General features: G+C 72.4%; 12 protein-coding genes. 3 read left to right on the top strand and 9 right to left on the bottom strand.

Annotation, left to right across the window (positions count from 1 at the left end; translation table 11 throughout):
• Both BSB02_RS13370 and BSB02_RS13365 read right to left on the bottom strand, forming a co-directional pair.
• Entirely contained in the window at nt 1-729 is a 729-nt protein-coding gene (locus BSB02_RS13370; RefSeq protein ID WP_084959103.1) for a sugar isomerase domain-containing protein, read from the bottom strand.
• Nucleotide 730: 1 nt separating this feature from the next.
• On the bottom strand, nt 731-1600 hold the full coding sequence (locus BSB02_RS13365) for a MurR/RpiR family transcriptional regulator (protein ID WP_084959102.1): 870 nt from the start codon (nt 1598-1600) through the stop codon (nt 731-733).
• A gap of 148 nt (nt 1601-1748) precedes the next feature.
• On the opposite strand from BSB02_RS13365, the gene BSB02_RS13360 reads away from it, so the two are divergent.
• Nucleotides 1749-2705 carry an N-acetylglucosamine kinase gene (locus tag BSB02_RS13360; protein ID WP_084959101.1) on the top strand — a complete coding sequence of 319 codons (957 nt, stop codon included), beginning with the start codon at nt 1749-1751 and terminating at the stop codon, nt 2703-2705.
• A 58-nt stretch (nt 2706-2763) separates the two neighbouring features.
• Here the strand turns inward: BSB02_RS13360 and BSB02_RS13355 are convergent, their stop codons facing one another.
• The 6 genes from BSB02_RS13355 to BSB02_RS13330 form a co-directional block, all read right to left on the bottom strand.
• Nucleotides 2764-3582: a carbohydrate ABC transporter permease gene (locus tag BSB02_RS13355; RefSeq protein WP_240506404.1), complete on the bottom strand. Its 819-nt coding sequence runs from the start codon at nt 3580-3582 to the stop codon at nt 2764-2766.
• A gap of 11 nt (nt 3583-3593) precedes the next feature.
• Nucleotides 3594-4469, bottom strand: coding sequence for a carbohydrate ABC transporter permease (locus BSB02_RS13350; protein ID WP_084959099.1), 876 nt, complete (start codon nt 4467-4469; stop codon nt 3594-3596).
• Between the two features lie 40 nt (nt 4470-4509).
• Entirely contained in the window at nt 4510-5763 is a 1254-nt protein-coding gene (locus tag BSB02_RS13345; protein WP_084959098.1) for an extracellular solute-binding protein, read from the bottom strand.
• Between the two features lie 65 nt (nt 5764-5828).
• Nucleotides 5829-7184 (bottom strand): cellulose binding domain-containing protein, encoded by a 1356-nt coding sequence (locus BSB02_RS13340; RefSeq protein ID WP_206184667.1) that lies wholly within the window; start codon nt 7182-7184, stop codon nt 5829-5831.
• A gap of 53 nt (nt 7185-7237) precedes the next feature.
• Nucleotides 7238-8017, bottom strand: coding sequence for a sugar isomerase domain-containing protein (locus BSB02_RS13335; protein WP_240506403.1), 780 nt, complete (start codon nt 8015-8017; stop codon nt 7238-7240).
• A gap of 8 nt (nt 8018-8025) precedes the next feature.
• Nucleotides 8026-8895 (bottom strand): MurR/RpiR family transcriptional regulator, encoded by an 870-nt coding sequence (locus BSB02_RS13330; protein ID WP_084959096.1) that lies wholly within the window; start codon nt 8893-8895, stop codon nt 8026-8028.
• 58 nt (nt 8896-8953) lie between these two features.
• On the opposite strand from BSB02_RS13330, the gene BSB02_RS13325 reads away from it, so the two are divergent.
• Nucleotides 8954-9850, top strand: a complete 897-nt coding sequence (locus tag BSB02_RS13325) for an N-acetylglucosamine kinase (protein ID WP_084959095.1) — start codon at nt 8954-8956, stop codon at nt 9848-9850.
• A 5-nt stretch (nt 9851-9855) separates the two neighbouring features.
• Here the strand turns inward: BSB02_RS13325 and BSB02_RS13320 are convergent, their stop codons facing one another.
• Nucleotides 9856-10458 carry a TetR/AcrR family transcriptional regulator gene (locus tag BSB02_RS13320; RefSeq protein ID WP_084959094.1) on the bottom strand — a complete coding sequence of 201 codons (603 nt, stop codon included), beginning with the start codon at nt 10456-10458 and terminating at the stop codon, nt 9856-9858.
• A gap of 81 nt (nt 10459-10539) precedes the next feature.
• Here BSB02_RS13320 and BSB02_RS13315 point away from each other — a divergent pair, with 81 nt between their 5' ends.
• Complete coding sequence (locus BSB02_RS13315) at nt 10540-11472, top strand: oxidoreductase (RefSeq protein ID WP_084959093.1); 933 nt, start codon at nt 10540-10542, stop codon at nt 11470-11472.
• Nucleotides 11473-11526: the final 54 nt, after the last annotated feature.

The raw sequence follows: 11526 nt of genomic DNA, 5'->3' as shown, positions 1-11526 counted from the left end.
TCACGACCTCCTAATGCGCCCGGCGTAGCGGGCTTCAAGTGCACGATTGTGCTCGTCCCCGCCGGTCACGTTGGCCGACAGGTAGATGGGCGGGGTCTCGCCCAGGGCGATCAGGCGGTCGATGGTCTCGGTGACCGTCATCTGCGCGAGCAGCGCCGAGGTGATCGTGGAGACCGCGCCGTACCTGCCGCCGCCGGGCAGCTCGAGGATGGCGTCGCCGTACGGCGCGCCGTTGTCCAGCACCACGTCGGCCAGGTCGAGCAGCTTCAGGCCGGAGGGGTGCCGCGAGGTCATCTGGGTGCTGTGCCGGATCGAGGTCAGGGCGATCAGGGGGTGGCCGCGGTCCTTGACGATCCTGGCCAGCTCGACGACCGCGCCGTTGACGCCGGAGCTGGAGATGAGCACGAAGGCGTCCTCGGGCGCGACGGGCGCCAGCTCGTAGACGCGGTGGGCCACGTCCGGGTCGCGTTCGAGCTCGGGGGTGAGGATGTCGAGCGAGGCTCCGCCGTACAGGACCAGGTCGCGCGGGGTGAGCCGGTTGCTGGGCACCAGTCCGCCGGCGCGCCCGGCGATCTCCATGGCGATGGCCTCGGAATGCCCGGACCCGAAGGCGTTGACCACGCCGCCGGCCCGCAGGCTGGCGACCAGCAGGCCCGCCGCCTTGCCCACCGCCTCCGCCTGGGACTCGGCGACCTGACGCGCCAGCTCCAGCGCCCTTTCCGCGAACAAGCTAGCCCCTTTCCACTCGGTGGCTCTCCACGGCCCTGATCGTCTGCTTGAAGGCCTCGTTGGTGCGTTCGTAGGTGCGCTGCGCGACCGCGATGTAGACGGCGTCGAGCACGAACAGCTGGGAGTGGACGGCGGCCAGGCCGCCCAGGCGGAAGGTGGTCTCGCGGGAGGCGGTGGTCAGCACCAGGTCGGCCAGTTCCGCCAGCGGCGAGCGGGCGAAGGAGGTGACGGCCACCGTGGTGGCGCCGTGGCCGCCCGCCTCGGCCAGCGACTCCATCACCTCGCGGGTGCGGCCCCGGTGACTGATGCCGATCGCCACGTCGCCCGGGCGCAGCAGGGCCGCCTCCGACAGCGCGACGTGCGCGTCGCCGGTGGACCAGCAGGGCAGGCCGATGCGGCGCAGCCGGCCCTCCAGCATGGCCGCCACGTCACCGCTGGTGGACACGCCTACCAGGAGGACCTTGGAGGCCGCGGTGACCGCGTCGGCGACCTTGGCCACGGTCTCCAGGTCGAGCTGGGCCGCGGTGTCCTGGATCAGGCGGGTGTCGGCGGCGGCCATCACCTGGATGGCCACGTCCAGCGGGTCCTCCGGGCCGATCTCGTGGCCCACGCCGGCGCCCCACCCGGCCTGCGCGGCCCGGCCGGTCTCGGTGGCGAGCATGACCCGCAGGTCGGCGTAGCCGGCGAAGCCGAAGGCCCGGCAGAAGCGCGTCACGGTCGCGGGCGAGCTGCCGGCCCGCTCGGCCAGGGCGATGATCGTGGACCTGGCCGCCTCCGCCGGGTCCTCCAGGATCACCTCGCCCACCCGGCGCAACGCCTCGGGCAGGCTCGGCAGCTCCGTCTCGATCCGGCCGAGCGCGCCCGCGCTCATGGCACGTCCCTCGGGACGCCCCGGCAACCTCTGCGGTGCTGAACCACGGACCCTCCTCGGGGCCGCGAACATTCCTTCCGAATGCTCGATGTTTCGGTGAAAATTATTCTTGCTCCATGGTCGCGTCAAGACCCAGAATCGGACCGTGATGAAAGCGTTCGTCCTCGGCGTGGACGCCGGCTCCACCTCCACCCGGGTCGCGGTGCATGCCCTCGACGGCACGCGGATCGGGTACGGCACGGCCGGCCCGGGCAATCCCACGGCGCACGGCCTGGACAACGCCGTGGCGGCCATCGGCACGGCGTTGGAGGCGGCCCTGTCCGGCGTCGATCCGGCGCAGGTGGCGGCCTCGAGGGCGGGAGTGGCCGGTCACGTGCCCGCGCTGGAGGAGGCGCTCGCCAAGCTGTGGGCGGCCCATGGGGTGCACGTCCCGCCGCGCGTGACCGGGGACGTGACCGTCGCCTTCGCTGCCGGCACCGCCAGCCCCGACGGGTCGCTGCTGCTGTCGGGGACGGGCGCGGTGGCCGCCAGGATCGCGGGCTTCGAGCTCGACACGATCGCCGACGGGCTGGGCTGGCTGCTGGGCGACGCCGGGTCGGGGTTCTGGATCGGCCGCGAGGCCACCAAGGCGGTCGTGCACGCGCTCGATCAGGGCGAGCCGGGCGGCGCGCTCGCGGCGGCGGTGGTCCGCCACTTCCTGGGCGAGGCGGCCGGGGTGTCCGGGCGGGAGCTCGCGCTGCGGATCGTCCGGCTGGTCCAGGCCGAGCCGATGCGGCTGGCCGCCGTCTCGGCGCTGGTCAGCGCGGCCGCGGCGGAGGGCGATCCGGCGGCGGTCCGCGTCGTGGAGGAGGCCGCCGAGCGCCTGGCCGCCACGGTGGCCGTCGTCCACCGCGGCGGGCCCGTCGTGCTGGCGGGCAGCGTGCTGACGAGCGAGTGCCCGGTACGGCGGGCCGTCCTGGACCGGCTGGGCGACCAGGAGGTGGCCGAGGTGGCCACGGCGGCCGACGGCGCCGGAGCGGCGGCCTGGCTGGCCGCACGCGGCCTCCTCGGCCCCGGCGAAGCGGACGCGGCGCACGCGGCCTTCGTGCGGCCGGTCACCCTTTGACGGCACCCGCCGTCGCACAGGCGGTCACCCTTGACGGCACCCGCCGTCGCACAGCCGGTCAGCCTTTGACGGCTCCCGAGGTCATGCCGACGCCGACGCGGCGCTGGAGGAACAGGAACAGCGCCAGCGCGGGCAGCGCGAACAGCGTCGCCGCCGCCATCGTCGCGCCCCAGTCGGTCCCGAAGACGTCGCGGAAGGACGACAGCCAGACCGGCAGCGTCCGGTTGGCCTGGTCCTTGATGATCAGCACGTTGACGAACGCGAACTCGTTCCACGCGGTGATGAAGCCGAACAGCGAGGTCGCCATGAGCCCCGGGGCGAGCAGGGGGAACACGACGCGCCGGAACGCCGCCGCGCGGGTGCAGCCGTCCACCAGCGCGGCCTCCTCCAGGTCGGCGGGGATGGCCTCCAGGAACCCGCGCAGCGTCACGATCGTGAACGGCAGGGTGATCATGAAGTAGACGCCGGTGAGCATGGCCAGCGAGTCCAGCAGCTCGGTGTCGCGGGCGATGACGAACATCGGCACGAGCAGCGCCTCCCACGGCGCCATCTGGGCGGCGAACACCACGACGACGAACGCCCCCCTGCCGCGCCAGCGCAGCCGGGCCACGGCGAAGGCGGCCAGCAGGGCGACGACCAGGGCCAGCACGACGGCTCCGGCGGTGACGAGCAGGCTGTTGGCCCAGAAGCGCCAGAACCCTTCGGCGCTCATCGCGGTGGCGAAGTGCCGGAGCGTGGGATTCGCCGGGATGAACGTGGGCGTCTCGGCCTGGATCTCCTTGGCGGGCTTGAACGCGGTGACGACCATCCAGTAGACGGGGAAGATCGTCACGGCGAAGGCGACGATCGCGGCGGCGTTGAGCGCCCACCTTCTCATCGTCTTCCTCCTCATCGGGCGCCCTCCTGCCTGAGCATGCGCCGCAGGTTGGCGACGAGCGCGACGGCCAGGAGGAGGACGGTCACCATCGCCGCGGCCGAGCCGAGGTCATAGCGGTGCAGGACGCGGGCGACCTTGAAGGCGTAGACCGGCAGCGTCGTGGTGGCGCCGTCGGGCCCGCCCTGGCTGAGGACCCAGATCTGCGGGAAGCACTTGACCACCCAGATGATCTCCAGGGACGTGATGAGGGCGAACAGCGGACGCAGGATCGGGAAGGTGATCCGGCTGAACACCTGCCAGCCGGTACCGCCGTCGATCCTGGCCGACTCGTACAGCTCCGCGGGGATCGTGGTGAGGCCCGCGTAGAGGGTGAGGGCGACGAACGGCACCGACTGCCAGACGACGAGCACGACCAGCACGGCGAACATGGCGACCGGGTCGGCGAACCACGTGAAGCCGCGTGTGCCGAGCAGCCAGTTGACGACGCCGAGCTCGGACTGGAAGAGCCACTGGAAGACCGTCGTGGCGGCGATCACCGGGGTGGCCCAGGCCAGCGCGAGGGCGCTCATCAGCAGCAGGCGCATCCGGCGGCCGAGCCTGACCAGCATCAGGCCCACCGCGGTGCCGAGGACGACGATGAGGACCACGTTGATCGCCGTCCAGACGGCCGTGCGGTTCAGCACCTGCCAGAACTCCTCCTTGGCCAGCAGCTCGCGGTAGTTGTCCAGGCCGACGAACTCGGCGCCGCCGCGGATGGGCTCGCCCATGCGGAAGTGCTGGAAGGACATCAGGGCGGCCTTGAGGAGCGGGTAGAGGAGGAGGAAGACGCCCCCGGCCACGGCTGGGGCGATCAGCAGGTAGGGCCAGAGGGTTGGTCTGGTGGACATGGTTCCTTCCGGGAGACGGCGGGCCGGGGGCGTCGGCGGGTCACGACCCGCTGTTCAGCGTCTCCGTGATCACCTGCGACGCCTTGCGTGCCTCGGTCAGCGGATCGCCCCCGGTCAGCACGGCCGTCATGTACTGCTTGATGACCCCGGTCGCCTCCACGGCCGCCCAGTTGGGCGTGTTCGGCGTCGCCCGGCCGTTGGCGGCGCCGGCCGCCATCGCCGCGGTCCCCTCGTCGCCTGACAGCACCTTCGCCAGCGAGGTCCGGTTGGGCACGAACTGCATGGTCTGCGCCAGCCGCGTCTGGAACGCCTCCCCGGCCAGCGCCTTGACGACCTGGTAGGCCTCCTCGTGGTGCTTGGACGCCGCCGGGATGATCAGATCCGATCCCCCGGTGAAGACCGCGCCCGGCTTGTCAGCCGTCTTCCCCGGAATCGTGAAATATCCGATCTTGTCCTTCATGTCCGGCTCGACCTCCAGCACCCGGGCCGCGATCCCCGGCACCGCGATGATCTGCGCCACCTTGCCCTGCGCGAAGACCTCGTGCTGCGGCGGGTTGGCCTCGTCGGCGTCCTTCGGGCCCTTCCCCAGCGCCTGGAGCTCCTTGTAGAAGGCCATCCCGGCCAGCGCCTGCGGCGTGTCCAGCGCCCCGCGCCACTTGCCCGAGGCCTCGCGCACGGCCAGGTCGCCGCCCTCGTCCCAGACGAACCCCGCGAGCGCGTACCAGGTCTGCCCGGTCAGGTAGATCCCCTGGTCGCCGCCCTTGTTGAGCTTGCGCGTGACCTCGATCCACTCCTCGCGGGTCCTGGGCGGCTCGTCCAGCCCGGCCGCCGCCCACAGGTCCTTGTTGTAGACGACGACCCGGTTGGCCGCGTACCACGGGATCCCGTACTGCCTGCCGTCGACGCGGCCCGGCTCGGCCAGCCCGGGCAGCCAGTCCTGGCCCTGGAGGTCGGCGACCTTGCCGGTGAGGTCGAGCACGCCGCCGCTGGCGGAGTACTGCGCGACCTGGGTGTTGCCCACCTCGATCACGTCGGGGGCGTCGGTGCTGGCCAGGGCGGCGGTGACGCGCTCGCCGATGCCGTCCCACGCCTGGATCTGGATGTCGAGGTCGACTCCGGCGTGCGCGGCCTCGTACTCCTTCTCGAAGCCGGCCAGCAGCTCCTTGGTGGCGCTGCCGTCCATGATCCAGACGGTCAGCTTCGCGGGCGCGGCGGAGGAAGGGCCCTTCTCGGCGGCGGACCCGCACCCGGCCAGGGCGAACACGGCCGCGAGGGCCAAGAGGCGGTGTTTCATGGCGATCTCTTTCCGGGGGTGGTACGGCTCGCGCCGCCCGGGTGGCGGCGCCAGCCGTACGGGAACTAGGGGGTGGGGACGGTGTCCACGAAGGCCGTGCCGGCGGACCGGTAGGCGCCTACCCGGCCGGTCACCTCGGCGGGCGCGACGACCTCGCCCGCGGCGTGGTAGACCCAGTCGACCTGCTGCCGGTAGGTGCGCGGCGTGGTGGAGCCCTGCAGGTCGATGAACCACTGGTTGAACATGATCCACATCGGCGTCTCGGGGTAGTAGATGTCCCCGTGGTCGGCGAAGAGCCGGCCGTCGACGTAGTAGCGGATGCGGCCGCCGGAGACCTGGATCACCAGGTCGTGCCAGCCCGCGAAGCCGGCGCGCTCCTCGGTGTGGACGTTGACGGCCTGCCAGGGGTCGGCCTGGTAGGTCTCCCAGCTGGTGGCGTAGAGGATGTTGGACGGCTCGCCCCAGCCGCCGTTGGGCAGGTACTCGAAGTCGAGCTCGCCGTAGTCGGGGTCCATGTTGTAGCGCAGCGGGGTGATGGTGAAGAACGTCTGGACGACGTGCTCGCCGTCGGGGCCGCTGAGCGGGGCGTCGCTGAAGCGGACGCGGGCGGCGTAGGTGCCCTCGAAGAACTTGCGGTTGGCGGTCGACAGCTCGGTGTGCACGGTCCCGGCGGCGGTGCCGTTCGTCGAGGAGTCCATTTGGAGCAGGCCGTTCGGGAACGACACGGCCGAGGGCGACCAGGTGGCGCCCGGCACGCCCGGCCCGCCGGAGCTGGAGCGCACGGTCCAGCCGCGCTGGGCCAGCCTCGGGTCGCTGGAGGAGGTGTAGGAGAAGTCGTCGAACAGCACGCCGCGCGGCTGGCCGGTCGGGGTCACGGTCGGGCTGGGCGAGGGCGACGGCTCGCCGCCGTCGGGCGGGATGCCCCACACCAGCGTGCCGCCGACGTAGACGGCCACCTTCGTCCAGTCGGCGTAGCTCGTCTGGGCGCCGAAGGAGTAGTCGTCGCTCTGCGTGAAGTTCTGCCAGTCGGCGCGGTGGAAGCGCAGCTGCATGTCACCGGTGTTCGCGCCGGGCGCGAGGCTGCCGGAGGTGAAGCCGACCTCCAGGTACTGCCTGCCGCCGGGCAGCGGGGCGAACCGCCCGGTGATCGTCGAGCAGCCCACCACCGCCCACGAGCAGGCGAAGCGGTAGGTCTCCGTGCCGGTCAGGTAGTAGCGGATCTTGACCTGGGCGAGGGAGACGGGCGCGGTCCCGTCGTTGAAGAGCCGGAACCACGGCTCGGCCTGCGGGGTGGTGGCCCCGGTCGAGCTGTTCCTGTACTGCAGGCGCAGGCCGGGCGCGGCGGCCTCGGCCCGGGCGACGCCGAGCAGCGCCAGGGGCAGGGTGAGCGCCAGCAGGATCTTCCACAGATGTCGGAGCATGGTGCTTCTCCTCGTAGGCATGCCGAAGACGGCGTTGGGGGGTGTTGCGAGGATCAGGCGCCGCGGCGCAGGCGGCCGGCGTAGCGGGCCTCGAGCCGGAGGTTGTGCTCGTCGCCGCCGGGGACGTTGGCCGACAGGTAGACGGGCGGGACGCGCCCGGCCGCCAGCTGGTCGGCCACGACCTGGGCGACCACGAGCTGGACGAGCAGGGCCGAGGTGATGGTCGAGACGGCGCCCACGGCGCCGCCGTCGGGGAGGGGCAGGACGGCGTCGCCGTACGGGGCCCGGTTGTCGAGCACGACGTCGGCGAGGTCGCTCAGCTTGCGTCCGGAGGGGTGCCTGGCCGGCACGGCCGAGCTGTGCGCGCGGGAGGTGATCGCGATCAGGTCGTGACCGCGGTCCTTGACCAGGGTGGCCAGCTCGACGACGACGCCGTTGACGCCCGAGCTGGAGATGACGACGAACAGGTCGGCCTCGTGGACGGGGGCCGCCTGGAGGATCTCGTGCGCGATCGCGGGGTCGCGTTCGAGGTCGTAGCGGTCGAGGATGGCCCGGTCCGCTCCGCCGTACAGGACGATGTCGCGCAGCGCGAGCCGGTTGGTGGGGACCAGGCCGCCGGCGCGTCCGGCGAGCTCCATGGCGACGGCCTCGGAGTGGCCGGATCCGAAGGCCTGGACGATGCCGCCGTTGTCGAGGGCCCGGCCGATCAGCGTGGCGGCCCGCCGGATGGGCTCGGCCTGGGTGCGGGGGATGTCGGCGATCAGGTCGGCGATGTGCCCGGCGTAGGAGTCCGGGCCCCAGGCCTGGTGGGTTAAGTACGGGTCCGTCGTCACTTGTCTCCTTACTTGTCTCCCTCGGGCAGCCGGTGTCCGGCGACGGCCTGGACCGTCAGGTCGAACGCCTGCTTCGTGCGCTCGTAGGTGCGCTGCGCGACCGCGACGTAGACGACGTCCAGGACGAGCAGCTGGGAGTGGATGGCGGCGAAGCCGTCGCCGCGGAAGGTGGTCTCCCGGCCGGCGGTGGTGAGCACGAGCTCGGCCACCTCCGCCAGCGGCGAGCGCGGGTGCGAGGTGACGGCGACGGTGATCGCGCCGTGGCTGCCCGCCTCGGCCAGCACCTCGATGACCTCGCGGGTCCTGCCGCTGTGCGAGATGCCGATGGCCACGTCGCCGTCGGCCAGCAGCGCGGCGTCGGTGAGAGCGCTGTGCGCGTCGGACCTGCTCCAGGTGGGGACGCGGATGCGCTGCAGGCGGTACTCCATCTCCTTGGCGACCGCCGCGCTGCTGGCCACGCCGAACAGCAGCACCCGCGAGGCGCGCGAGATGGCCTGGGCGGCCTTCTCCACGGTGCCCAGGTCCAGCTGGGCGGAGGTCTCCTGGATGAGCCGGATGTCGCTGTTGGACACCACGCCGAGCACGCGCTCCAGCCCGTCGGTCGGCAGGATCTCCTGGCCGATGTCGGTGTCCCAGTGCCGCCGGGCGGCCCGGCCGGTCTCGGCGGCGATCGTGACGCGGAGCTCGGCGTAGCCGCCGAACCCCAGGGCGCGGCAGAACCGGGTGACCGTCGCCGTGGACGTGCCGCTGCGCTCGGCCAGGTCCACGATCGTCAGCCGGGCGGCCTCCGCGGGGTCGTCGAGGATCACCTCGGCCACCTTGCGCAGCGCCTCCGGCATGTCGGGCCGCTCGGCTCCGATCCGGGTCAGCAGATCCATGGGTGAAAATTATGCTCAAGACTTGGCAGCGTCAAGGGTCTAGTTGATAATTTTTGACATGACCTTGGTCTTGGGCGTGGACGCGGGCGGCACGTCCTCCCGCGCCGTGGTGGCGACGCTGTCCGGTGAGGTGGCGGGACGCGGGCGCGCGGGCCCCGGCAATCCCGCGGTGGATCCCCGGCAGGCCGCCGCCAACCTGGGCCGGGCCGTCCGGGAGGCGCTGACCTCGGTGAACCCGCGGGAGGTGAAGGCGGCCAGCGTGGGGCTGGCCGGGCTGACCGCCGCGACGGAGGAGCTGTGGCGGGACTTCCCGGTGCCGCCCCGGGTGGTGGGCGACGTGGCGGTGGCCTTCGCGGCCGGTACGGCTCGGCCGTCCGGCACGGTGCTGATCTCGGGCACGGGCGCGATAGCGGCGAAAATTATTGACCACGAGGTCACGCGAACGGCCGACGGCCACGGCTGGCAGCTCGGCGACGAGGGGTCGGCCTTCTGGATCGGGCGGCGCGCGGCCAGGGCGGTGGTGCGCGGCGCCCGGGGACCGCTGGCCGAGCTGGTGCTGCGCCACCTGGGCGTCCGGACGCCCGAGGAGGTCCCGGCGGCGGTCCAGGCCCGTCCCCCGCTGGCGCTGGCCGAGCTGGCGCCGCTGGTCAGCGCGGCGGTGCCCGACCCCGTGGCCGTCGAAATCGCCGAAGAGGCCGCGGCCCGGCTGGCGCGCACGCTCGCCGAGGTCCACGTTCCGGGGACGCCGGTCGTGCTGGCCGGGAGCGTGCTGACGCGCGAGGGGCCGGTGCGGCGGGCGGTCCTGGACCTGCTCGCCGAGCACCGGCCCGGCACGGCGGGCGACGGCGCGGGGGCCGCCGCCTGGCTGGCGGCGCGCGAGCTGCTGCCGCCGGCCGAGGCGGCGGCCCGCCACGCCCGCTTCACCCGCGAATGCGGCTGGACGAGTGAGTCCTAAGTCGTCTAGCCCGCGTCGTCCGCGGCGCAGCCCCGCAGGACGTAGGCGATGACGTCGTCGAGACCCGTCTCGGCCGCCTCCTCGGGGAGCAGGCCGCGCGCGACGAGGCTGACGTAGCCGTGCAAGGTGGCGAACACCGGCATGCCGATGCGCTCCACCGAGCCCTGGCGCACCTCGCCACGTCGCTGACCGGTGACGATCGGCTCCACGGCCAGCGCCGCCATCTTCTGCCCGGCCGCGACGAGGGCCTCCGACGCGGCGGGGTCGTGCTTGATCGAGTACATGAGGTCCAGCAGCTCGGCGTTGGCCGTGGCGAACTCCACGTAGGCGCGGGCGAGAGCGGCGACCTGGTCGGCGAACGAGTCGCCCGCCCCTTCGATCGCGGCCGACAGGTGCCGGTTGAGACGCTCGAACCCCGCCAGGGCCAGGGCGTCCAGGAGCTCCTGCTTGTCCTTGAAATGCCGACTCGGCGCGGCGTGGCTGACACCGATGTCACGGGCCAGCTCCCGCAGTGACAGCGCGCCCGGGCCCTTCTCGCGCAACGTCTGCTCGGCCCGTGTCAGCAGCGCGGCACGCAGGTCTCCGTGGTGGTAACGACGAGTCCGCATGTCAGCCAGCCTATCGCTCATGTAATCGATGCCAACATTGTAGTCATTGACAACATTGTTGGCATTGTCTACATTGAGGACATGCCCAAGACATCAACCTGGAACGCCACCGCCATGCCCGATCAGACGGGACGCACAGCTGTCGTCACCGGGGCCAACAGCGGGCTGGGCCTCGCCACCGTCGACGCCCTGGCCCGGGCCGGTGCGCATGTCGTCCTCGCCGTCCGGGACGTCGGACGCGGCCAGGCCGCCGCCGACACCGTCCGGCACGCCCGCGGCACCGTGGAGGTGCGGCGTCTGGATCTGGCCGACCTGGCCTCCGTGCGCGAGTTCGCCGCCTCCTGGGAGGGCGACCTCGACCTGCTGATCAACAACGCGGGGGTCATGAACATCCCGGAATCCCGTACCAAGGACGGCTTCGAGACGCAGTTCGGCACCAACCACCTCGGCCACTTCGCCCTGACCAACCTGCTGCTGCCGTTCATCACCGACCGCGTGGTGACGGTGTCGTCCCTCATGCACAAGGCGCCCGGCGCCCGGATCCACTTCGACAACCTGAACCTGAGCGGCGAGTACACCCCCACCAAGGCCTACAGCCAGTCCAAGCTGGCCAATCTGCTGTTCACCCTGGAACTGCAGCGCCGGCTCACGGCGGTGGGCTCACCCGTGCGCGCCCTCGCCGCACACCCCGGCTGGTCCGCCACCAACCTCCAGGGCCGTGACGCCAACCCCCTGCGCCGCGCCCTGAGCCTGGTGGGCAACCGGGTGCTGGCCCAGGACAGCAGGGCCGGCGCGCTGCCGACGCTGTACGCCGCGACCCAGGACCTGCCCGGCGCCGGCTATGTCGGCCCCGACGGCTTCGGCGAGGTGCGCGGCGCGCCGACGCTGGTCGGCAGGACGGCCGCGGCCAGCGACCCGGACAGCGCCCGCCGGCTGTGGAGCGTCTCCGAGGAGATGACCGGCGTCACCTTCCCCGACCTGTCCAGCGCCACGGCAACGGGCCGTCGGGCATGAAGGCCATCCTGTTGGGACGGGCGATGATCGCGGTGGCCCGCGGCGGCGCGCCCC

The sequence above is a fragment of the Thermoactinospora rubra genome (assembly GCF_002093975.1).
Taxonomy (GTDB): domain Bacteria; phylum Actinomycetota; class Actinomycetes; order Streptosporangiales; family Streptosporangiaceae; genus Nonomuraea; species Nonomuraea rubra_A.
This window is presented reverse-complemented; position numbering and strand designations above follow the sequence as displayed.